Below are 21,464 nucleotides of genomic sequence, written 5' to 3' on the forward strand. Positions count from 1 at the left end.
CCATTATTCCTTTAATGCTAAAAGATACTGTGTACTTATATCATATTTATTTCTTAATCAAGAGATTAGTTATCATTCACTAATTAAATAAAATGGCTTTAACTATTCAATAATCTTATTTTTTTCACACTCGTCGATAAAGTTGGTAAAGTTTGGATCGTCAAGGTTTACCCGATTGTAAATCATATAAATAGCGATGGAGGGGATCTTAAACGGCGCCTCTATGATCTTAAATTTATTATGGAAGCTGATGTGCTCTAAAATACAGCTGGGTACAAACCCAATAATATCAGTTTGCTGAATAACATTAAGGATTGCTATGTATGAATCGCTACTGAAAGAAATTTTCCTGTCAGACAGTATGCCGGCAGCCTGGCTTTGAAAAGACTTCGTTCCCTGATCGTTACAAATATAATAAGTAAAGCGCTCCTGCAGTATGGCTTTTGTCGTTGTTAGCGATGCCAGCCGAGGATGATTTTCACTACAGACCAGAGAAATATCCAAATCCTGGATACGTTTACACACCGTGGCCCGCGATGACAGGGGGGTGGTGCTGAATATCAGGTCGGCTTTACGGTAGGCCAGCAGGCTTTCTACCGACTCTCCGGACGCCAGCAGGTCATGATGTTCAACGTGAAGGTTTGAATCATCTAATAACATATGGATCAGGCTGGTTGTTTTAGGGGTTATAAAAAGCTGCGGCGCATAGACAACCAGACGTTTCTTTAATTCAGAACGATTGGTGAGATAAATAGTTTGTTCTAATTGATTAAGGTTTTTTTCCAGATGATGGTGGAGATTAACCCCTACGGTGGTAGGCGTAATTCCTTTACCTGAGCGAACGAATAGCGGATCGTTCAGCTGGGTGCGTAACCGCTGAAGCGACTGACTGACGGCGGAGGGGGTAATAAATAGCGTTTCCGCCGCTTTACTGATGCTTAAATGCTGGTAAATGCATTCGAAAATAACGAGTAGGTTCAGATCAAATTTCTTGAGATCGTAAAGATTAGCCATTATCAACGTCCTGTTAAGCTGGCGGTAAGGGAAATAGATGAGTATATATCCGTGTTATATTCACTGTGTGAATACTTGTTTCTTATTATTTAATGCTGGCGTAGTCATTAAGTTTATCTAAATATATACCAGCGTTGCGCATTCTACCAGATCCTTTTGTGTACCGCTAAAGTCAGGGGAGGAGGTCATTTATAAACGCTTGCCTTGCCCCGCTTATCATCTGTAGTTTTTCTTTAACGGCAAGCCCTAACGCTTATTGAAGCCTGTTTTGTTATTCATATTGTAAATTACTGATACGTTGTTGGTACGCGATCGTTTATCAACCGCGGGCGGTAATTGAATATCTTTATCCTCCGGGTTTCGCGGGATCCTGCGGGCAAGTATGGCGAGTGGAAGAGCGGCAGCGGGGGACCGTCTGCATCGCGCTAACGCGGGAAACATGTCAGAAAGGATGGGCAATTCAACATGGTGATGCCCGGTGGAATCACAGGAAACAGTATGGGTAGCGGTAAAACCTATTACAGCCATAGGTAAGACCTGCCGCCGCGTGGATTGCCCTTTCGTTCAGCGGGTGATGTAATCCCTAAGCTGTTACATTAAGGTGTAGAGCGCAACACATTGCCAGCTACTGGCGCTGAACCTACCTGCGGGTGTTTCAGGTAACGGGGCCGCCTGCGAGGGCGGCCTTTTTACTTTTCAGCGCATATAATGCGAAACGCGGTAGCAAATTGTCATCGCGTTGACAGGTTCACAAAGTTGTCTTGTTCCGGTTGTTAGATAACGCTTATTGATTCGATAATGCAAACGCATTGGTCGAGTCAGGAAAAATTCGTTAACTTAGACCTCAACGAAAACACGGAGGAAGTATAGATGTCCTTAATTAATACCAAAATCAAACCTTTCAAAAACCAGGCGTTCAAAAACGGTGAATTCATCGAAGTTACCGAGAAAGATACTGAAGGCCGCTGGAGCGTCTTCTTCTTCTACCCGGCTGACTTCACCTTCGTTTGCCCGACCGAACTGGGCGATGTGGCAGACCACTACGAAGAACTGCAGAAGCTGGGCGTAGACGTTTACTCCGTCTCTACCGACACTCACTTCACCCACAAAGCGTGGCACAGCAGCTCTGAAACCATCGCGAAAATCAAATACGCGATGATCGGCGACCCGACTGGCGCCCTGACCCGTAACTTCGACAACATGCGTGAAGATGAAGGCCTGGCAGATCGTGCCACCTTCGTTGTTGACCCGCAGGGTATCATCCAGGCTATCGAAGTTACCGCTGAAGGTATCGGCCGCGACGCGTCTGACCTGCTGCGTAAAATCAAAGCAGCTCAGTACGTAGCTTCTCACCCAGGCGAAGTTTGCCCGGCTAAATGGAAAGAAGGTGAAGCGACTCTGGCTCCGTCTCTGGACCTGGTCGGCAAAATCTAAATTTCCGTCTCCTTTCACGCAATTGCTGCGTTGGCGTCGCCTGCTCACCCCGGTCACTTACTGAGGTAAGCTTCCGGGGATTCTCAGGCTAGCCGCCTTGCTCTTGCGCGAAATGCTTAGGAAATTGCGTAGTAATATCTGGGCGCATCTGCGCCCGTTTTATTCCAACACCATGATGCAAGCGTATTCAGGCTGCCTGAACGAGGCCGCTTGCATGATGATGTTTTAAGCCCAGGAGATAAAAATGCTCGACACCAACATGAAAACCCAGCTCAAGGCTTATCTTGAGAAGCTGACCAAACCTGTTGAGCTGATTGCCACGCTGGATGACGGCGCTAAATCGGCAGAAATCAGGGAACTGCTGGCTGAAATTGCTGAACTGTCAGATAAAGTCACCTTCAAAGAAGATAACGGCCTGGCGGTGCGTAAGCCGTCATTCCTGATTACCAACCCCGGCTCCAGCCAGGGGCCGCGCTTTGCCGGCTCTCCGCTGGGACATGAATTCACCTCTTTAGTTCTGGCTCTGCTGTGGACCGGCGGTCATCCGTCAAAAGAAGCGCAGACCCTGCTGGAGCAGATCCGCAATATCGACGGTGATTTTGAATTCGAAACCTACTATTCGCTTTCATGCCATAACTGCCCGGATGTGGTTCAGGCGCTGAACCTGATGGCGGTACTGAACCCGCGCATCAAGCACACGGCGATTGACGGCGGAACGTATCAGAATGAAATCACCGAACGCAACGTGATGGGCGTACCGGCGGTATTTATGAACGGTAAGGAATTTGGTCAGGGTCGCATGACGCTGACGGAAATCGTTGCCAAAGTGGATACCGGCGCGGAAAAACGCGCGGCGGAAGAGCTGAATAAACGTGAAGCCTATGATGTCTTAATCGTCGGCTCCGGCCCGTCCGGCGCAGCGGCAGCCGTTTACTCCGCGCGTAAAGGCATTCGTACCGGCCTGATGGGTGAACGCTTTGGCGGCCAGGTGCTGGATACCGTTGATATTGAAAACTATATTTCAGTACCCAAAACGGAAGGCCAGAAACTGGCTGGCGCATTAAAAGCGCACGTCAGCGAATACGATGTTGATGTGATCGATTCTCAGAGCGCCTCCAGACTGATCCCGGCGACGGTTGAAGGCGGCCTGCATCAGGTTGAGACCGCTTCCGGCGCGGTGCTGAAAGCGCGTAGCGTTATCATTGCCACCGGCGCGAAATGGCGTAACATGAACGTGCCGGGTGAGGATCAGTATCGTACCAAGGGCGTGACCTACTGCCCGCACTGCGACGGCCCGCTGTTTAAAGGCAAGCGCGTGGCGGTTATCGGCGGCGGTAACTCCGGTGTGGAAGCGGCAATCGATCTGGCTGGCGTTGTTGAACATGTTACTCTGCTGGAGTTCGCGCCGGAAATGAAGGCCGACCAGGTTCTGCAGGATAAAGTCCGCAGCCTGAAAAACGTCGATATCATTCTCAACGCGCAGACCACGGAAGTGGTGGGCGACGGTAGCAAAGTCACTGGCCTGCAGTACCGCGACCGCGTGAGCGGCGATGAGCATCACGTGGCGCTGTCGGGGATCTTCGTGCAGATCGGTCTGCTGCCGAATACCAACTGGCTGGAAGGCGCGATTGAGCGCAACCGCATGGGTGAAATCATCATTGATGCGAAATGTGAAACCAACGTGAAGGGCGTTTTCGCTGCCGGCGACTGCACGACCGTTCCGTACAAACAGATTATTATCGCCACCGGAGAAGGTGCGAAGGCGTCCTTGAGCTCGTTCGATTACCTGATTCGCACTAAGACTGCATAATTCATAATAAAGTAAGACCAAACCTGCACAGCAAAGAGGCTACCCTGGAGTAGCCTCTTTTTTTACCTTACCGCCGCTACCTGACCACCATCACCGGAATATGCGCATGGCGAATCACGCTTGAGGCGTTGGAACCCAGCAGATGGGTGCTGATCGAAGGGTTACGGGAGCCTATCACCACCACATCGGCTTTAATTTCATTGGCCAGCTCATTGACCATATCGCGCACGTTGCCAAAGCGGACGTGCATTTTGATTCGCGACGGGTCAATGCTGAAATGGCCGGCCATCGTTTTCAGGCGCGTTTCTGCTTCATGCTGCAAATGCTCTTCAAAGCGGCGCAGATCGGCGGTAAAACGACTCATCGTGAAGCTTGATGAACCGGGCAGTACGTGGAGAAGATGGATAACCCCGTCCTGCTGGGCTAAAAACTCCGCATGGCGAACGGCTTTATCGCTTAACTCCATTTCAAAGACATCAACGGGCATAATGATGGTTTTATACATATGCATTCCTCCTTGTTCGTCTGCTTTTATATCAACACATTATAGGAAAGTATTGTGCCATTCAGGTCGCAAAATTGTCAGAACGGTACGAGGGTGGCGTAAAAGTTTGTCAAAAGAGAGGAGAAGAGCGAAAGATGCAGAAAGAGGATGCAGTCACATCCTCTGGATAAAGCGCGAAACGCTTCAGGCAGCGGGGAGATTAACGGTGGAAATCGCCAGCGGCCTCCGGCTGATACAGCAATTCCAGCACTTCAAGGTGCGTTGAGGTGCCGCCCGGTAATTCCCAGTGAATGGTGCTGCCGACTTTGAGGCCCAGCAGGGCTGCGCCAACAGGCGCCATCACCGAAAGCTGGGTGGCGCTATCCGTAACCTGCGCCGGGAAAACCAGCGTGCGGGTGCGCTCTTCACCGGTGGTTAAATCGCGAAATCTGACCTGGCTATTCATGCTGACAACATCATGCGGCATGGCTTCCGGGGCCAGCATCTGCGCGCGGTCAAGCTCGTCATTCAGCGCGTCCGCTACCGGTGAGTTGGCGAAAGCCGGTTGTTCCAGCAGACTGTCGATGCGTTCTGCATCCAGTTCATTAATGATAATTGCGGGTCTGGTCATCTCATACTCCATGTTATCCAGGAACCTGTCCGTAAAAGAAAACCCTCACCGAAAATGGCAAGGGTTAATGTCCTCTCATCATACTGAGACTTGCTGGTGGTTTGAAGTGATTAAACGCACATTCATCAACGAACCATAGCGAAGTTGTATGAAATCTAGCCGGCTTTATCCAGCAGAAATTGCTTACCGCAGTTCCCCGGATGGGGTTGGGGTAAGAATGAATCAGCGGAGAGAGGGGCATTAATGGCCGCGGCTTTGATGGAGATTTGCATCTCAGTCAGATAGGCGGGGTTGCCGTTGCAGGTTAACTTGAAAGCCCTGACGTTCTGTTTTCCATAGGCTTCAGCAACCGCGGCGTTGAAGTCATCCCGGCTAACGGTTTGCCCATAGTGCCTGGCCAGGAAGGCGCCCAGATGGCTCTGTTTGATCTCGCCGTTCAGGCGCACCATGGTGCCGAAATAGTTGTCAGGATCGAAACCAAAGCAAACGCCATGCTTGGCGTATTCATAACGTTCGAGACATGAGTTACCGCCCGAACCCGGCATCACGCCGTTAAGCTTATTGGCCATTTCCAGCGAGAGCCCGGTTTCAGCCGCCCGACATTTTTGCCCGGCTTTTGCTTCCGGCATATTGGGAACAGGGCGGGTTGCACAGCCAAAGCGCATCCAGCGGCGCTCGTCCACCCCGCGCGCGGCAATAGATTTTGGCAGGCTCGGCCACAGGCCGTGAACGGTGAGAAAATCGGCTTTATTGCTGAGTTCCTGCTGCAGGCGGCACTCTTCCGGTTCGCTGCGGTTGCGGTCTTGCATACTTTGGCAGAACCCCGTTTGCCAGGAGAGAGCCAGCACGTAGCGGTCAAAATCACCGTATTGTGTGGCGATCAGCGGATCTGCGCTGACCTGGGCGGCGCTGAGCAAAAGGGCAATGGCAACGAAATCCTTCCTGAACATTTTTATTCCTGATGACAAATGGTCATTGATAACATTGAGTTATTAAAGCATAAAAAAGGCGCCAACAGGCGCCTTTTCACACGGTTTCAGCGTTAGCGGATTGCGCTGCCGGGAACCAGAACTTCGGTGGCGATAATCACCACTAACAAACCAACCAGCACCGGGACAGAGGTCCGTTTCACCACTTCGAACGGCGAAATTTTTGCCATCCCGGCCACGGCGACCACCACGCCGGAGACCGGAGAAATGGTTCGGCCAAGGTTAGATGCCTGCAGCATCGGGATCGAGAGATAAGCCGGATTGATGCCGGAAGAGTGCGCCAGCTTCGGGATCATCTCAACGAAAGCATAGAAGGGGGCGTTACCGGAACCGGTGGTCATCGCCGCCAGCATGGTCAGAATGACCAGCACCAGCATCAGAATGATACTGGCGGAGCCGAACGACGTGGCGATAGAGATCAGACCGTTAATAAAGCCAATGGTACTCAGCCCCTGAGCAAAGACGCCGGCGGCCACCAGCAGCATCACCACACCGGCAAACGCGTCAGCCATGCCGCGATACGCCGCTTCCAGGCCATTGAACACATTTTTAGTGTTAAAGCCGCGGCAGAATTCCAGAACCGCCGCCAGCAGCATGCAGAGCACAAGAATGGTGATGATGTGCAGCTCCGGGCCCCATTTGCCGTCGAAAATCAGTACGCCGATTATCGGCGTAAACGGCAGAATGGCGTAGAAAGCGGGGGCGGTCGTGGTTATCTCGTTTACATCGAGCATTTCATGGGCGACGTTTTCTTTTTTATCCAGGTAGCGCTGCCAGAAAAAGTGAGCGATCGCCATGCTGATAATGGCCACAATAGAAATGGGCAGCGTGGTTTTAAAGGCAAAGTCAATCAGCGGCATTTCGGCGGCTTTGGCGGCCAGCACGACATCCCCGGAAGTGGGGGAGAGAATAATCGCCGCCGGAGAAGCGCAGATAGCGGCGGCAGCGCCGCGGCTGATGCCCACGTTGACCATCACCGGGAACAGTGTCGCCATCAGCAGTACTCCCAGACCGGTAGCGGAGGAGACGGCCAGCGACATCAGGCAGGCAACGAAATAAGCGGCGATCATCAGTAGATAGGGGGAGTTAATGAAGCGCAGCGGTTTTGACGCCAGCTTCACCACCATGTCATTGGCGCCGATGTGCGTCATATAAGTCGCGAAACCGCAGAGCATCATGATCATCATGCCGAGGTCGCCGCCGCGGCTCATCAGCAGTATCTTAATATATTCAACAATATCGGTTGCAGAATAACCGGTGCTCTTTGCGTCGCCTGGTAAAACCTTATGCCCCATCAGCGCGCTGGCGATGAGTAATACTAAGCCACCGACGAACAGCACGCCGGTGGCGGAATAGCCTTTAATGATATAGCGGGCGACGCCCACAATGACCACAATCCCAATCAGGATCTCTACTAGCGTAAGCATTCTTTTACCCCTAAACCATTAACCCAAAGAATCTACTAATAAATGAAGCGAAGAAAAAATTTAGTGAGGGAATGTGCCTAAAAAACGGGCAAAACTCGCTGACGCAAATCAATAAATCGATGAGAATCCCTGTCAGGCAGTAACATGCCCGCCCGGTCAAAGCCTGGACGCGAGAGATTTTCAGATTTTTTGCACCGGATATATCAAGAGTTTGCCTAATACCGTTAAGGTAGTATTAAGATTATCTTTGTTATCTTACTCCGCTTTAAAAATGATACTGGTAAGAGAAAAGTGTAATGCGACGTCGATTTATAGGGTTGTTTCTGGGATGCCTGGGCCTGCTGCTATCATCCACCTCCGCTAATGCTTCGTTTAGTTCGACGCTTCGCGACGGCTACAATACGCTGAGCGATAACGTCGCGCAGACCTGGAATGAGCCTGAGCACTATGATCTTTATATCCCCGCGGTGACCTGGCACGCCCGTTTCGCCTATGACAAAGAGAAAACGGACCGCTACAACGAACGTCCCTGGGGCGCCGGCTTCGGCGTCTCGCGCTGGGATGATAAAGGGAACTGGCATGGCATCTATTTGATGGCCTTTAAAGACTCTTATAATAAGTGGGAGCCTATCGGCGGCTATGGCTGGGAGAAAACCTGGCGTCCCTTAGCAGACGATAATTTCCATCTGGGTTTAGGCTATACGCTTGGCGTGACGGCGCGCGATAACTGGAACTACATCCCGATTCCGGTCGTGCTGCCTCTGGCTTCTATCGGTTACGGCCCGGCCACGTTCCAGATGACCTATATCCCGGGCACCTATAACAACGGAAACGTTTACTTTGCCTGGGCGCGCATTCAGTTTTGATGCGATTTTTTATAGCAATAAAAGAGATAAGCGGACTGTCTTGTTGAAAAACAATGACTAACGTGAGCCCGGTGCAAAAAGATAGAGACTTTTATCACTTTTTAGCAAAGTTGCGCTGGACAAAAGGTACCACAATTGGTGTACTGATACCCGACACAGTATTAGTGTCGATTTTTTCATATAAAGGTAATTTTGATGTCTAAGATTAAAGGTAACGTTAAGTGGTTTAATGAGTCCAAAGGATTCGGTTTCATTACTCCGGAAGATGGCAGCAAAGATGTATTCGTACATTTCTCTGCAATCCAGTCCAACGGTTTCAAAACTCTGGCTGAAGGTCAGCGCGTAGAGTTCGAAATCACTAACGGTGCCAAAGGCCCTTCTGCTGCAAACGTAATGCCTATCTAAGCAACGCGTCAGTAGAATATAAAAACCCGCTCATGGCGGGTTTTTTTTTGCCTGCGGTCAGGGGCTAGCGGCTGGCCGCATGTGAAAACAGCCAGAACGCGGTGGCCGTCATGGCAAATGAGCCTAACAAGTTGACCAGTACGTTGAGTAACGCCCAGCTAAAGCGCCCCTGCTGGAGTAGAAACACCACTTCGGCGGAAAACGTGGAGAAGGTGGTCAGCCCGCCGCAAAAGCCGGTGGTGATAAGCAGCTTCCACATCGGATCGATATCCGTCAGGCGGTTAAACCATGCCAGCCCTGCGCCGATAATAAAAGCGCCCAGCAGGTTAGCGGTGAGCGTACCAATGGGGATAGCATGATGCATAGGGTTAAACTTCATACCCAGCCACCAGCGCAAAACGCTGCCGGTGCCGCCGCCAAGAAACACAGCCAAAAGGAGTTGCAACACGGTCATTCCCTGTTTATTGATCGAGACTAAACTTCGAGTGTAGCGCGCGAAAGACCTCACTGGCTATGACTAACCTGACGGGAGAGAAAAGATGCTTGTTGCTGCCGGACAATTTGCCGTAACGCCGGACTGGACGGAAAACGCGCAGACCTGCGTGAGCATGATGCGTCAGGCCGCAGAGCGGGGGGCTGCGCTTCTGGTTCTCCCGGAAGCGCTGCTGGCGCGAGACGATAGCGATGCGGACTTATCGGTTAAATCCGCCCAGCGCCTTGATGGCGGCTTTCTACGGCTCTTGCTGGCAGAGAGCGAAAACAGCGCGTTAACGACGGTGCTGACCCTGCATATTCCTTCCGGCGAAGGACGGGCAGCGAATACGCTGGTGGCGCTACGTCAGGGCAGGATTATTGCGCAATATCAGAAACTGCATCTATATGATGCTTTCAATATCCAGGAGTCCCGGCTGGTCGATGCCGGGCGGCAGATTCCGCCGCTTATCGAGGTGGATGGGATGCGCGTCGGGCTGATGACCTGCTACGATTTACGTTTCCCTGAGCTGGCGCTGTCGTTAGCGCTCAGCGGTGCGCAGCTCATCGTGTTGCCCGCCGCGTGGGTAAAAGGGCCGCTGAAGGAGCACCACTGGGCGACGCTATTGGCGGCGCGGGCCCTGGATACTACCTGTTATATTGTCGCCGCCGGGGAGTGCGGGACGCGTAATATCGGCCAGAGTCGTATTGTCGATCCCTTAGGAACAACGCTTGCCGGGGCAGGAGAGCGGCCGCAGTTGATTTTTGCCGAACTTTCAGCTGATTATATTCAGCAGGTACGCGAGCGTCTGCCGGTGTTGCAGAATCGCCGCTTTGCGCCACCGCAATTATTATGACGTTTTTTTAAACAAGGCTTGATTCACCTTGTTACAGATTGCTATTGTGTCCGCGCGTCAAATAGCCGTTAATTGTATGCGTGTATGATGGCGTATTCGCAGCTTGTATTAGAGAAGAAGGTTAGCTATGGGTGAGATTAGTATTACCAAACTGCTGGTAGTCGCAGCGCTGATTATCCTGGTGTTTGGTACCAAAAAGTTACGCACGCTGGGTGGAGACCTGGGCTCGGCTATCAAAGGCTTTAAAAAAGCCATGAACGATGACGATGACAGTGCGAAAAAGACCAGTGCTGAAGAAGCGCCGGCACAGAAGCTCTCTCATAAAGAGTAATTCGCGACGAGTTTCCTGAACGAGGGGGCTCGCTACCGGCGGGGATAAACCGCGTCGGCAAAGAGGCTGCAGCGATAGCGCTGCGGCCTCTTTTGTTATTTGCACTGGGTTTTGACGAAAAAGATGCAACCAACTGTTACCGGGGTGGGATTTTTAGCGGGTAACGAAACGCATCGGCAGAACGGACCGCTGCGCTAAAAATATCACGCCGCGGTCGAGGCAGAGATTACTTCACTTCCATGCCTTTGGCCTGTAGATCGGCATGATAGGAGGAACGAACGAACGGCCCGCAGGCAGCATGGGTAAAGCCCATGGCCATCGCTTCGGCTTTCATCTCTTCGAACTCATCCGGGCTGACGTAGCGCTGTACCGGCAGGTGGTGGCGGCTCGGCTGTAAATACTGGCCTAACGTCAGCATGGTGACGCCGTGGCGGCGCAGATCGCGCATCACTTCTACGATTTCAGCATTGGTTTCGCCTAAACCCACCATCAGGCCCGATTTCGTCGGGATCTCCGGGTGGGCTTCTTTAAAACGTTCCAGCAGCTTCAGGGACCAGTTGTAGTCGGCCCCCGGGCGGACCTGGCGATACAGGCGCGGCACGTTTTCCAGGTTATGGTTAAACACGTCCGGCGGCGTCGCCTGAAGGATTTCCAGCGCACGATCCATACGGCCGCGGAAGTCCGGCACCAGGGTTTCAATTTTAATCGTCGGGCTTTTTTCGCGAATCGCGCTGATGCAGTCGGCAAAGTGCTGAGCGCCGCCATCGCGCAGATCGTCGCGATCCACGGAAGTCACCACCACATAGCGCAGCGCCATATCGGCGATGGTTTGCGCCAGCTTTTGCGGTTCGTTGGCGTCCGGCGTCACCGGGCGACCGTGGGCAACATCGCAGAACGGGCAACGACGGGTACAGATGGCGCCCAGGATCATAAAGGTTGCCGTTCCGTGGTTAAAACATTCCGCGAGGTTAGGGCAAGAGGCTTCTTCGCACACGGAGTGCAGGCCGTTCTTACGCATCGCTGCCTTGATCCCCTGGATACGGGACGAGTCAGCCGGAAGTTTGATTTTCATCCATTCCGGTTTTCTGAGCAGAGCTTCACGCTCAGTTGCCACGTTTTTCACCGGGATAAGGGCCATTTTATCGGCATCGCGGTATTTTACACCGCGTTCCATCACAATGGGTTTACTCATAGCGTGCGTGTTCCAGTTGCGAGTGACGAAGGAAAGCGAATCAATTCAAGTAAATGTTGCATTTATCAACTATTTTTGAATTAAACGCAGGCAGTATATCATTGATACGGGGCATAAAGCAGCCTGCTGGCCGGGCAAATTGTAAAATAGTTGTTGTTTTATGCTTTTCCCTCTCGTGCCTTATCGGCTAAAAAGCCTGACGAATCGTCTCTACGATCTCTTTCAGCAAGGGCTCCTGCGCGCTGAGCTTGTTATAGTGCAGCGCAATATCAATTTTTTCTTCCCGCAGCGGCGGGAAATCGAGCATCTTTAAGGGCCAAATCTTCTCGACCAGGGAAAACATTCCGGAAGTGATTAGCCCCAGCATATCGCTGTCGTTGACCAGGGCTGCTTGAGTTAACAGATTGTAGCTGCTGAAACCATAGCGGCGTTCGCCGAGATGCTCCTCCAGGCGACGCAGGATTGTCGTATAGCGCTGGCCTTCGGGCTGCAGGAGAGCGAATTCATATTGGCTCAGGTTTGCTGAGTTTGCGGGGAGCGCGAGGACCGGATGCCCTGCCCGGCAGAAGATATGTACGCTATCCTGAAATAGCACATGGTGCGTAATCGCCTGCCCGCTGTGGGGGAAGCTATCGACCAGCAGGTCAACCTGACGCTGGTTTAACTGGCTGGCCGCGTCGGTAATGGCGACGTTGTGCAGCAAAATCTGGGGAAAGACGCTCCGCAGCTTTTTGGTGATAACCGGCATGATCAACGCGCCGATAGCCGGGGAGGTGGCAACGGTTATTACCCGTTCCCGCTGCGTATTGCCGGTTAAATCCAGGGCGTTGAGAAACGCCTCCATCCCCTGGCTGATATGCTTATGCAGATGCGTGGCGTAGGCCGTTGGCGTCACGCCCTGGCCCTTGCGAATAAAGAGCGGGTCAGGGAAGAGGGCGCGCAGTTTGTTCAGGGACTGACTAATCGCCGACGGCGTGATATTCAGTATTTTTGCCGCGTTGACGATACCGTTATGGACGTAAACCGCTTCAAAAATAGTGAGTAAATTGAGGTCTATGTTGCGCAAAATGCGAAACATCTGACGATCGTAGCGATCGTCAACTCGTTCGGTTGGTACGCTCTGAGCGTTATTTTCTTCCACTCTGTATTTCCGCTAGTGATGATTAGCACCATTATAGCGGCCACAATTATTTTATTAGTGATAATTGATTGCAAAAATAAAGGCTTAATCGCGCCTGAGGGATAAATGTGACGTCCCGCGGTAGCGGGACGTGATGGCTAGCGGCCTTGAAGATATTCCGCGGGTGGATCGTTGAGCAACGCCAGCAGATTGGCGGTCAGGCGTGGAGACACGGTCTCCGTACGGGCATCGGGCAGCCACTGGCGCATCTGGGTCATCTCCATTCCGGCATAACCGCAGGGGTTAATCCTCAGGAACGGTGACAGATCCATGTTGATATTCAGCGCCAGGCCGTGGAATGAGCAGCCTTTGCGAATGCGCAAGCCCAGGGAGCAGATTTTTCGATCGCCCACGTAGACGCCGGGGGCGTCGGCTCGCGGGTGCGATTCAATACCGTACTCCGCCAGGGTATTCACAACGGTTTGCTCTAACAGCGTGACCAGCTCACGTACGCCCAGCTTGCGCCGTTTCAGGTTCAGCAGAACGTACATCACCTGCTGTCCGGGACCATGATAGGTGACCTGTCCGCCGCGATCGCTCTGAATAACGGGGATCTCGCCGGGAACCAGAACATGTTCGGCCTTTCCGGCCTGACCCTGTGTGAACACCGGGTAATGCTCTACCAGCCAGATTTCATCCAGCGTGGCATCGTCGCGGGTGTCGGTAAATTCATGCATTGCCTGCGAGACAGGTTCGTAAGGTTGCAGGCCGAGCTGGCGGATGAGGATTTTATTGTGCTGCAAAACAACGTCTCCGCAGAGAGAGAATGATTTGAGTGGGGCAGTATATCACAGCGAGAAAGCGAGAATGACCCGGCGTGGATGCCGGGTCAGGGGAAGAGATTTACAGCACCATCCGAACGATTTCAATATTGCCCAGCTCTTCGTAGAGGGTTTCTACCTGCTCAATATGGGTTGCATTGATGGTAATAGAGACAGAGTGGTAGTTGCCTTTGCTGCTGGGTTTTACCGTCGGAGAGTAATCACCTGGTGCATGGCGCTGTACCACTTCAACCACCTGGTCAACCAGCTCCGGCAACGCCTGTCCCATTACTTTGTAAGTAAATGGTGTAGGGAATTCAAGCAGTTCGTTAAGTTTGGTTTTCATGTCAGCTCCGGTGTTACAACAAAAAATAATAACTCCCACGACGTGTGGGAGTTATCAGGATACCTAGTATATGGGGATGTAAATCACACTTTCAAGTGGTCGATTTTTAACCAAACCAGTGATGGAACATTAATTTAATGTAATCAATGATTTTACCGAAGAAATTGCCTTCCGGGATTTCCTGCAGTACGACCAGCGGGCGCTGATCGATCGTTTTGCCATCCAGCTGGAAGTTAATGGTGCCTACCACCTGATTTTTCTGCAGCGGCGCGTGCAGCTCAGCGTTATTCAGCACGTAGCTGGCTTTCAGATCTTTCATGCGACCGCGCGGGATAGTCAGATAAACATCTTTATCCACGCCGAGCGAGGCGCGATCGGTATCGCCAAACCAGGCGGGCTCAGAAGCGAACTCTTTACCGGCTTTAATCGGATTAACGGTTTCAAAGAAGCGGAAGCCCCAGGTCAGCAGCTTTTTGCTTTCAGACTCGCGGCCTTTGTAGGTGCGGCCGCCCATCACGGCGGAGATCAGGCGCATCTGGCCTTCGGTTGCCGACGCCACGAGGTTATAGCCCGCTTTGTCAGTATGGCCGGTTTTAATCCCGTCGACGTTCAGGCTGTTATCCCACAGCAGCCCGTTGCGGTTGAGCTGACGAATACCGTTGAAGGTAAACTCTTTTTCTTTATAGATGGTGTATTCATTCGGGACATCGCGGATCAGCGCCTGGCCGATAAGCGCCATGTCGCGCGCGGAGCTGAACTGACCATCGGCATCCAGGCCGTGTACGGTCTGGAAGTGGGTGTTTTTCAGACCAAGGGCGTTAACGTAGTTGTTCATCAGGCTGACGAAGGCATCCTGGCTGCCGGCGACGTAGTCGGCCATCGCCACGCAGGCGTCGTTGCCGGACTGCAGGTTGATGCCGCGGATCAGCTGCGAAACCGGCACTTGCATACCCGGTTTAAGGAACATCAGCGAGGAGCCTTTAAAGACCGGGTTGCCGGTCGCCCACGCGTCGTTACCCACGGTGACCAGATCGGACTCTTTAAACTTGCCCGCTTTCATGGCCTGACCAATCACGTAGCTGGTCATCATTTTGGTCAGGCTCGCCGGGTCGCGGCGGGAGTCGGCGTTGTTTTCTGCCAGGACTTTGCCTGAGTTGTAATCAATAAGAATCCAGGATTCGGCGTCAATCTGCGGGGCGCCTGGGATCATCGTTTTGATATTCAGGTCATCGGCGCGGGCAGCGGAGGACAGCGCTGCCACGGAGAGCGCCGTAACGAGTAAGCGAGCGGTAAAAGAGGTCTTCATGGTCTGAACAACGGCATCCGTGATGGAGTTAAAAAAAGTGCCTTACTATAACAAACGCACTACGAACCAGCATCCGACATTGCGCACGACTTTGTTAATGACTTTGTCATGCGCAACGAGCAGGGGAGGCGGGTGCGATGCCTTTAGTTGGCGCGAGTAATAAATGACTGCAGCTGAGCTTCGCTTTGCAGACGCTGTTGAATCGTGCTGGCCTGCGCTTTGCTGCTGAATGGGCCGAGCTGAATACGCCATACCGCGCCGTTTTGCGTGACGCGGCCCGGGACGGAAAATTGCTGACTCAGACGCTGCTGGTACTGCTGCGCGCGGGCCTGGTCGCTGACGGCGCCGACCTGTACGACGAAATCGCCGCTGGCGCTGGCCGCTGCGGCAGGCGCTACGGCAGCGGTGGCGGCCACGGCGGGCGCAACGCTGCCTTGTACTGAACCCGGGGCGGTAACTGGCGCGCTTTGAACGACAGGCTCGCTGCCTTCCAGCACGCCATTATTCAGCGGCGTCGGGGCGCCGAGGAAACCGCCGCTGTTGACCGGCGCGCCGGTGGCGTCTTCCGGCTTCAGCGTTGAATTACTGATGGCGTGCACGTCAGTTTGCGCGGGTTGACTCATTGCCGCGCCGCTGTCGCCGTCAAGATTCGGGCGGGCGGGCAGCGCGTAGGTCTGTTTGGCTACGGTGGTACAGGCCATACCCGGACCGGAAAGCGAGCCGTCCGGTGCGACGACGATCGGGTCGATGCGCACTTTGGTATTGTTCGAGGTATTCAGACGATCGGCTGAGGCGCGGGACAGTGAAATCACGCGATCGTTACCGTAAGGCCCGCGATCGTTGATGCGCACGACGATCATGCGGCCGTTCGCCAGGTTGGTGATCCGCGCGTAGCTTGGGATCGGCAGCGTAGGATGGGCCGCGGTAAGCTGCGTGGGATCGAACGCTTCTCCCGATGCGGTCAGATTGCTGTTAGGCTCGGCGTCGTAGATGGCTGCGAAGCCTGCCTGGGTGAAGTTAGACGGATCCTGGACGATTTTGTAGCTTTTGCCGTCGCGTTCATAATCCTGATTCGCCGTGGCGTTAGGCGTTTCGTACTGCGGATCGGCGCCGCTAATCTCCACCGTTGGGCCATTGCAAACGGCCGGCTGTGGAGTGCTGACCGTTTTCTGTTGAACGTCTTCACTCGAACATGCCGCCAGCAGCCCTGCTGCTATGCAGATCCCCAGCCATTGCTTACGCATCGCGAACCCCTTACACGCTTTTCGACAACATTTTTCTGTGAGTATGGATCGACATGACGATACCAAACCCGGCCATCAATACGATTAGGGCAGAGCCCCCGTAGCTGACCAGCGGCAAAGGTACCCCCACCACCGGTAAAATACCACTTACCATACCAATATTTACGAAGACATAAACGAATAAAATCAACATTAAACCACCGGCCATCACCCGGCCAAAGGTGGTTTGCGCCTGGGCGGCAATCCACAACCCGCGCATAATCAGCAGAATATAGAGCGCCAGCAGAATCAGCACGCCGATCAGCCCCAGCTCTTCCGCCAGGACGGCAAAGATAAAGTCGGTATGGCGCTCAGGCAGAAACTCCAGCTGCGACTGGGTTCCGTGTAGCCAGCCTTTTCCGCGCAGTCCGCCGGAGCCGATGGCGATTTTTGACTGAATAATGTGGTAACCCGCGCCGAGCGGATCGGTTTCCGGGTCGAGCAGCATCATTACGCGCTGGCGCTGATAATCATGCATCAGGAAGAACCAGAGGATGGGAATAAAGGCGGCGACCAGCACCACGGCAATACCAATCAGACGCCAGCTCAGGCCAGACAGAAAGAGGACAAACAGACCGGACAGGGCGACCAGAATCGAGGTCCCGAGGTCAGGCTGCGCGGCGACCAGCAGCGTAGGCAGGAAAATCAGCACCAGCGCGATAGCGGTATTTTTCAGCGATGGCGGGCAAACGTCGCGGTTGATAAAGCGCGCCACCATCAGCGGTACGGCTATTTTGGCGATTTCCGACGGCTGGAAACGGACGATGCCGAGATCCAGCCAGCGCTGCGCCCCTTTGGAGATGGCGCCGAAGGCGTCAACCGCCACCAGCAGGATAATACAGAAGATATAGAGATAGGGCGCCCAGCCTTCATAGACCCGCGGCGGGATTTGCGCCATGACGATCATGATAACAATCCCCATGGCGATCTGGCCGATTTTGCGCTCCATCATGCCCATGTCCTGACCGCTGGCGCTCCAGATCACCAGCGCGCTGTAGGTCAGCAGCGCCAGCAGGATAAGCAGCATGGTGGGGTCGAGGTGGATTTTATCCCATAGCGATTTTTTATTCGGATTATCAGTCATTATTGATCCTCCCCAGCCGTTACCGCCGGGTTTTCACTCGGCAGATTGGTGTTGTTATCACCCAGCATTATATGATCGAGAATCTGACGCATAATGGTACCGACTGCCGGACCTGCGCCGCCGTTCTCAAGAATAATCGCCACGGCAACCTGGGGGTTGTTGTAAGGGGCAAACGCCGTCATCAGTTTATGGTCACGCAGGCGTTCAGCGATTCTGTGCGCGTTATAGGTTTCATTGGCTTTCAGGCCGAAGACCTGAGCGGTACCCGATTTGGCCGCAATTTTATACGGCGCGCTGGCGAAGTATTTATGCGCGGTACCGTTGCCGCGGTTGGCTACGCCAAACATCCCGTCTTTGGCGATTTCCCAAAAACCGGAGTGAATATCGCCGACCGGCGGTTCATGCGGCTGAACCCACGGCACCGGTTTGCCGTCCTCCACCGTGCTCTGCAGCAGGTGCGGTACTTTAACCACGCCGTCGTTAATCAGGATCATCAGCGCCTTGTTCATCTGGATAGGCGTCGCCGTCCAGTAGCCCTGTCCGATGCCGACCGGGATAGTATCGCCCTGGTACCACGGTTTCTTGAAGCGCTTGAGCTTCCATTCGCGGGTCGGCATATTGCCGGAGCGCTCTTCCGCCAGGTCAACTCCGGTATAGTGGCCATAGCCAAATTTGCCCATCCACTCCGACAGGCGATCGATGCCCATGTCGTAGGCGACTTGGTAGAAGTAGGTATCGGCCGACTCCTCCAGCGCTTTGGTGACGTTCAGATGGCCGTGGCCCCACTTTTTCCAGTCGCGGTAGCGTTTATCCGAGCCGGGAAGCTGCCACCAGCCGGGGTCAAACAGGCTGGTGTTGCGGGTAATAACCCCGGCGCTGAGCGCCGAGACGGCCACGTATGGCTTAACCGTCGACGCCGGTGGGTAAACGCCCTGAGTCGCGCGGTTAACCAGCGGCGTATTGGGATCGTTGAGGAGTCCGGAGTAGTCTTTGCTGGAAATACCGTCAACGAACAGGTTGGGATCGTAGCTTGGCGTCGAGACCAGCGCGAGGATTGCGCCGGTGCGCGGGTCGGTGACCACGACCGCCGCGCGGCTGCCGGCCAGCAGCGTTTCAATGTACTGCTGTAGCTTCAGGTCGAGCGTTAAATAGATATCGCGCCCGGCCTGCGGCGGGACCTCTTTCAGCTGGCGAATCACGCGGCCACGGTTGTTCACTTCAACCTCTTCATAGCCGGTTTGCCCGTGCAGGACATCTTCGTAATAGCGCTCGATGCCCAGCTTGCCGATATCGTGCGTGGAGGCGTAGTTAGCCAGCTTCCCCTCTTTATCCAGGCGATCGACGTCTTTATCGTTAATTTTAGAGACGTAGCCGATAACGTGGGTCAGGGCGGAGTTATAGGGATAGTAGCGGCGCTTATAGCCTTTGACTTCCACGCCGGGAAAACGGTACTGGTTCACTGCGAAACGGGCGACCTGCACTTCGCTGAGGTTAACTTTCACCGGAATAGAGGTAAAGCGGTGCGAGCGGGCGCGCTCTTTTTTAAAGTTCGCCACATCGTCATCGGTGAGGTCGATAACATCGCGCAGCGCATCCAGCGTTTGCTGAACGTTGTCGACCTTCTCCGGCATCATCTCCAGCTGGTAAATCGTACGGTTGAGCGCCAGCGGCGTGCCGTTGCGATCGTAGATAATGCCGCGGCTCGGCGGAATCGGGACCAGCTTGATGCGGTTTTCGTTTGAACGCGTTTGATAGTCGGTGTAACGCACAATTTGCACGTTATAAAGGTTGGCGATCAGTACGCCGGTAAGCAGCAAAATCCCCAAAAAAGCGACCAGCGCCCGGCGCACGAACAGCGAGGATTCAGCCGTATAGTCGCGGAAAGAATTCTGTAATTTCATTCGCTGCTTAGTCTACCCTGGTCATCATTACTCACGGTGGTAAGGGTGGTTGGTGGTAATGCTCCACGCCCGATACAGACTCTCGGCCACCAGTACGCGAACCAGCGGGTGAGGTAGGGTGAGCGTTGAGAGCGACCAACTTTGTTCCGCCGCCGCTTTGCAGGCGGGTGAAAGGCCTTCCGGGCCGCCGATAAGCAGGCTAACGTCGCGGCCATCCTGTTTCCAGCGTTCCAGTTCGCGCGCCAGCTGAGGCGTATCCCAAGGTTTCCCCGGAATATCCAGGGTGACGATGCGGTTTTTGCCTGCAGCCGCCAGCATCATTTCACCTTCTTTTTCGAGAATGCGCTTGATGTCGGCGTTTTTGCCGCGTTTACCGGCGGGAATTTCCACCAGTTCGAACGGCATATCCTTTGGAAAACGGCGCAGATATTCGCTAAAGCCGGTCTGAACCCAGTCCGGCATTTTGGTGCCAACGGCTACCAGGTGCAGCTTCACGCGCTAACTCCAGAGTTTTTCCAGCTCGTACAGACGACGGCTCTCTTCCTGCATAACGTGAACCATAACGTCGCCGAGATCGACCACGATCCAGTCCGCGGCGGCTTCGCCTTCAACGCCCAGCGGCAGCATCCCGGCGGCGCGAGACTCCTGCACAACGTGGTCGGCAATGGACATAACATGGCGCGTGGAAGTGCCTGTGCAGATAACCATGCAATCTGTAATGCTGGATTTGCCATGAACGTCAATGGCTACGATGTCCTGACCTTTCAGGTCATCAATTTTGTCGATAACAAAATCCTGGAGTGCTTTACCCTGCAAGAGTTCCCCCTGGGTGTGTGAAGAGTGATAACAATAAACAGCCTGACAGTATACCCGAACTGTTGGCAAAGTCGGGATAAATGTCGATAAACGGGCGGTGAAGGCGGCTATCATCCCATCCATCGCCGATGATTGCATCGCCATTTTTGTAAAACAATTTCTGCAAAGTTCAAATGGCGGATGCAGCCTGGCTGCGGAGAATAACAGCCTGCTTTGCACTGTCAATGGTCTGCGCGCAATTCTTCTTCCGCCAGCCAAACGGCCCGGCTATTTAGTACGCGCAGCGTGGTGAAATCAGGCTGGAGATCGACAAGGCTCCACGCGCCATGCTCGATGGGGAAGTGCCACATCGCCGAATCCGGCATGTTCAGAAGTTGCGCGACTAAGAGGCTAAGCACGCCCTGATGACCGACGATAAGCAGATGGTCAAGTTCCCGAAACTGAGAGAGGGTGACGGTAAAGCCGCGTACGCGTTCGGCAAACGCCTGGAAGCCCTCCCCGTTGGTGGGCGCCGCGTGCTGCCAGTCGGCGCACCATGCGGCGTAGTTTTCGGCATCTTCCTGCTGTAAATCGCGGTGGTGGCGCATTTCCCAGTCGCCGAAGAACATTTCATTGAGCGCGGCGAAGGACTGGCGGGGGACGTCACGGTCGCCCAGCAGGAGGCTGGCCGTGCGCTGGGTGCGCTCAAGCTCACTGCAAAACGCGCGCTGAAACGGGACGGCCCGCAGCCGCTTTCCCAGCGTTTGCGCTTGTTTGATTCCGCGCTCGGTTAACGCAGTGGGCGCGTGCCCGCTATAGAGGCCCGCGACGTTGGCCTCGGTTTCGCCATGACGAACTAACCATAACTTCATGATGACCCTCTCGAAAGGAGTCTAT

At 53.8% G+C, this 21,464-nt stretch carries 23 protein-coding genes; 6 read left to right on the forward strand and 17 right to left on the reverse strand.

Features of this window, described 5'->3' with window-relative positions:
* Positions 1-102: 102 nt before the first annotated feature.
* On the reverse strand, positions 103-1,014 hold the full coding sequence (gene citR, locus MKleb_RS07555) for a DNA-binding transcriptional repressor CitR (protein ID WP_025106406.1): 912 nt from the start codon (positions 1,012-1,014) through the stop codon (positions 103-105).
* 870 nt (positions 1,015-1,884) lie between these two features.
* Between citR and ahpC the strand changes: the two genes are divergently transcribed.
* On the forward strand, positions 1,885-2,448 hold the full coding sequence (ahpC, locus tag MKleb_RS07560; RefSeq protein WP_002894394.1) for an alkyl hydroperoxide reductase subunit C: 564 nt from the start codon (positions 1,885-1,887) through the stop codon (positions 2,446-2,448).
* Between the two features lie 244 nt (positions 2,449-2,692).
* A complete protein-coding gene (gene ahpF / locus MKleb_RS07565) occupies positions 2,693-4,258 on the forward strand; it encodes an alkyl hydroperoxide reductase subunit F (RefSeq protein WP_004848755.1) in 1,566 nt (521 codons plus the stop codon).
* A 76-nt stretch (positions 4,259-4,334) separates the two neighbouring features.
* Here the strand turns inward: ahpF and uspG are convergent, their stop codons facing one another.
* From uspG to dcuC, 4 genes are all read right to left on the reverse strand, one after another.
* Positions 4,335-4,763 (reverse strand): universal stress protein UspG, encoded by a 429-nt coding sequence (gene uspG, locus MKleb_RS07570; protein ID WP_004100140.1) that lies wholly within the window; start codon positions 4,761-4,763, stop codon positions 4,335-4,337.
* A 199-nt stretch (positions 4,764-4,962) separates the two neighbouring features.
* Positions 4,963-5,373 (reverse strand): nucleoside diphosphate kinase regulator, encoded by a 411-nt coding sequence (gene rnk, locus MKleb_RS07575; RefSeq protein WP_025106405.1) that lies wholly within the window; start codon positions 5,371-5,373, stop codon positions 4,963-4,965.
* A 155-nt stretch (positions 5,374-5,528) separates the two neighbouring features.
* A complete protein-coding gene (rna, locus tag MKleb_RS07580) occupies positions 5,529-6,323 on the reverse strand; it encodes a ribonuclease I (protein WP_025106404.1) in 795 nt (264 codons plus the stop codon).
* Positions 6,324-6,415: 92 nt separating this feature from the next.
* The gene (gene dcuC / locus MKleb_RS07585) at positions 6,416-7,789 is read right to left on the reverse strand and encodes an anaerobic C4-dicarboxylate transporter DcuC (protein WP_014228392.1); all 1,374 of its coding nucleotides are present in this window, start codon (positions 7,787-7,789) and stop codon (positions 6,416-6,418) included.
* 296 nt (positions 7,790-8,085) lie between these two features.
* On the opposite strand from dcuC, the gene pagP reads away from it, so the two are divergent.
* Positions 8,086-8,655: a lipid IV(A) palmitoyltransferase PagP gene (gene pagP / locus MKleb_RS07590; protein WP_014228393.1), complete on the forward strand. Its 570-nt coding sequence runs from the start codon at positions 8,086-8,088 to the stop codon at positions 8,653-8,655.
* Between the two features lie 195 nt (positions 8,656-8,850).
* Positions 8,851-9,060 carry a transcription antiterminator/RNA stability regulator CspE gene (cspE, locus tag MKleb_RS07595; RefSeq protein WP_004100146.1) on the forward strand — a complete coding sequence of 70 codons (210 nt, stop codon included), beginning with the start codon at positions 8,851-8,853 and terminating at the stop codon, positions 9,058-9,060.
* Positions 9,061-9,124: 64 nt separating this feature from the next.
* On the opposite strand, the gene crcB is transcribed toward cspE, so the two are convergent.
* Entirely contained in the window at positions 9,125-9,508 is a 384-nt protein-coding gene (crcB, locus tag MKleb_RS07600; protein WP_025106403.1) for a fluoride efflux transporter CrcB, read from the reverse strand.
* Between the two features lie 91 nt (positions 9,509-9,599).
* Here crcB and MKleb_RS07605 point away from each other — a divergent pair, with 91 nt between their 5' ends.
* Complete coding sequence (locus MKleb_RS07605) at positions 9,600-10,388, forward strand: deaminated glutathione amidase (protein ID WP_048261236.1); 789 nt, start codon at positions 9,600-9,602, stop codon at positions 10,386-10,388.
* A 127-nt stretch (positions 10,389-10,515) separates the two neighbouring features.
* The gene (tatE, locus tag MKleb_RS07610; RefSeq protein ID WP_004130411.1) at positions 10,516-10,719 is read left to right on the forward strand and encodes a twin-arginine translocase subunit TatE; all 204 of its coding nucleotides are present in this window, start codon (positions 10,516-10,518) and stop codon (positions 10,717-10,719) included.
* 226 nt (positions 10,720-10,945) lie between these two features.
* Here tatE and lipA read toward each other — a convergent pair whose 3' ends face one another.
* From lipA to MKleb_RS07665, 11 genes are all read right to left on the reverse strand, one after another.
* Positions 10,946-11,911: a lipoyl synthase gene (lipA, locus tag MKleb_RS07615; RefSeq protein ID WP_004848774.1), complete on the reverse strand. Its 966-nt coding sequence runs from the start codon at positions 11,909-11,911 to the stop codon at positions 10,946-10,948.
* A gap of 187 nt (positions 11,912-12,098) precedes the next feature.
* Positions 12,099-13,052: a YbeF family transcriptional regulator gene (locus MKleb_RS07620; protein WP_025106401.1), complete on the reverse strand. Its 954-nt coding sequence runs from the start codon at positions 13,050-13,052 to the stop codon at positions 12,099-12,101.
* Positions 13,053-13,189: 137 nt separating this feature from the next.
* The gene (gene lipB / locus MKleb_RS07625) at positions 13,190-13,834 is read right to left on the reverse strand and encodes a lipoyl(octanoyl) transferase LipB (RefSeq protein WP_025106400.1); all 645 of its coding nucleotides are present in this window, start codon (positions 13,832-13,834) and stop codon (positions 13,190-13,192) included.
* A gap of 100 nt (positions 13,835-13,934) precedes the next feature.
* A complete protein-coding gene (ybeD, locus tag MKleb_RS07630; RefSeq protein ID WP_004100153.1) occupies positions 13,935-14,198 on the reverse strand; it encodes a DUF493 family protein YbeD in 264 nt (87 codons plus the stop codon).
* A 106-nt stretch (positions 14,199-14,304) separates the two neighbouring features.
* Positions 14,305-15,504 carry a D-alanyl-D-alanine carboxypeptidase DacA gene (dacA, locus tag MKleb_RS07635; protein WP_014228398.1) on the reverse strand — a complete coding sequence of 400 codons (1,200 nt, stop codon included), beginning with the start codon at positions 15,502-15,504 and terminating at the stop codon, positions 14,305-14,307.
* Between the two features lie 143 nt (positions 15,505-15,647).
* Complete coding sequence (gene rlpA, locus MKleb_RS07640; RefSeq protein ID WP_025106399.1) at positions 15,648-16,748, reverse strand: endolytic peptidoglycan transglycosylase RlpA; 1,101 nt, start codon at positions 16,746-16,748, stop codon at positions 15,648-15,650.
* A gap of 10 nt (positions 16,749-16,758) precedes the next feature.
* Entirely contained in the window at positions 16,759-17,871 is a 1,113-nt protein-coding gene (mrdB, locus tag MKleb_RS07645) for a peptidoglycan glycosyltransferase MrdB (protein WP_004100156.1), read from the reverse strand.
* Positions 17,871-19,772 carry a peptidoglycan DD-transpeptidase MrdA gene (mrdA, locus tag MKleb_RS07650; RefSeq protein ID WP_004130417.1) on the reverse strand — a complete coding sequence of 634 codons (1,902 nt, stop codon included), beginning with the start codon at positions 19,770-19,772 and terminating at the stop codon, positions 17,871-17,873. Before mrdA ends, mrdB begins: the two co-directional genes overlap by 1 nt.
* 27 nt (positions 19,773-19,799) lie before the next feature.
* Positions 19,800-20,267 carry a 23S rRNA (pseudouridine(1915)-N(3))-methyltransferase RlmH gene (gene rlmH, locus MKleb_RS07655; RefSeq protein ID WP_004100160.1) on the reverse strand — a complete coding sequence of 156 codons (468 nt, stop codon included), beginning with the start codon at positions 20,265-20,267 and terminating at the stop codon, positions 19,800-19,802.
* A 3-nt stretch (positions 20,268-20,270) separates the two neighbouring features.
* Complete coding sequence (rsfS, locus tag MKleb_RS07660) at positions 20,271-20,588, reverse strand: ribosome silencing factor (protein ID WP_004100162.1); 318 nt, start codon at positions 20,586-20,588, stop codon at positions 20,271-20,273.
* Between the two features lie 221 nt (positions 20,589-20,809).
* Positions 20,810-21,439, reverse strand: coding sequence for an adenosylcobalamin/alpha-ribazole phosphatase (locus MKleb_RS07665; protein ID WP_025106398.1), 630 nt, complete (start codon positions 21,437-21,439; stop codon positions 20,810-20,812).
* Positions 21,440-21,464 lie beyond the last annotated feature (25 nt).

This window comes from Klebsiella sp. PL-2018 (assembly GCF_019048985.1).
GTDB lineage: Bacteria > Pseudomonadota > Gammaproteobacteria > Enterobacterales > Enterobacteriaceae > Klebsiella > Klebsiella michiganensis.

Bases quoted from the DNA above. Each gene is read 5' to 3' on its own strand.
- citR (WP_025106406.1), bottom strand. From the start codon at position 1,014: ATGGCTAATCTTTACGATCTCAAGAAATTTGATCTGAACCTACTCGTT.
- pagP (WP_014228393.1), top strand. From the start codon at position 8,086: ATGCGACGTCGATTTATAGGGTTGTTTCTGGGATGCCTGGGCCTGCTG.
- dacA (WP_014228398.1), bottom strand. From the start codon at position 15,504: ATGAAGACCTCTTTTACCGCTCGCTTACTCGTTACGGCGCTCTCCGTG.
- ahpC (WP_002894394.1), top strand. From the start codon at position 1,885: ATGTCCTTAATTAATACCAAAATCAAACCTTTCAAAAACCAGGCGTTC.
- tatE (WP_004130411.1), top strand. From the start codon at position 10,516: ATGGGTGAGATTAGTATTACCAAACTGCTGGTAGTCGCAGCGCTGATT.
- ybeD (WP_004100153.1), bottom strand. From the start codon at position 14,198: ATGAAAACCAAACTTAACGAACTGCTTGAATTCCCTACACCATTTACT.
- rnk (WP_025106405.1), bottom strand. From the start codon at position 5,373: ATGACCAGACCCGCAATTATCATTAATGAACTGGATGCAGAACGCATC.
- ahpF (WP_004848755.1), top strand. From the start codon at position 2,693: ATGCTCGACACCAACATGAAAACCCAGCTCAAGGCTTATCTTGAGAAG.
- MKleb_RS07605 (WP_048261236.1), top strand. From the start codon at position 9,600: ATGCTTGTTGCTGCCGGACAATTTGCCGTAACGCCGGACTGGACGGAA.
- rlpA (WP_025106399.1), bottom strand. From the start codon at position 16,748: ATGCGTAAGCAATGGCTGGGGATCTGCATAGCAGCAGGGCTGCTGGCG.
- rna (WP_025106404.1), bottom strand. From the start codon at position 6,323: ATGTTCAGGAAGGATTTCGTTGCCATTGCCCTTTTGCTCAGCGCCGCC.
- mrdB (WP_004100156.1), bottom strand. From the start codon at position 17,871: ATGACTGATAATCCGAATAAAAAATCGCTATGGGATAAAATCCACCTC.
- lipA (WP_004848774.1), bottom strand. From the start codon at position 11,911: ATGAGTAAACCCATTGTGATGGAACGCGGTGTAAAATACCGCGATGCC.
- dcuC (WP_014228392.1), bottom strand. From the start codon at position 7,789: ATGCTTACGCTAGTAGAGATCCTGATTGGGATTGTGGTCATTGTGGGC.
- mrdA (WP_004130417.1), bottom strand. From the start codon at position 19,772: ATGAAATTACAGAATTCTTTCCGCGACTATACGGCTGAATCCTCGCTG.
- cspE (WP_004100146.1), top strand. From the start codon at position 8,851: ATGTCTAAGATTAAAGGTAACGTTAAGTGGTTTAATGAGTCCAAAGGA.
- uspG (WP_004100140.1), bottom strand. From the start codon at position 4,763: ATGTATAAAACCATCATTATGCCCGTTGATGTCTTTGAAATGGAGTTA.
- MKleb_RS07665 (WP_025106398.1), bottom strand. From the start codon at position 21,439: ATGAAGTTATGGTTAGTTCGTCATGGCGAAACCGAGGCCAACGTCGCG.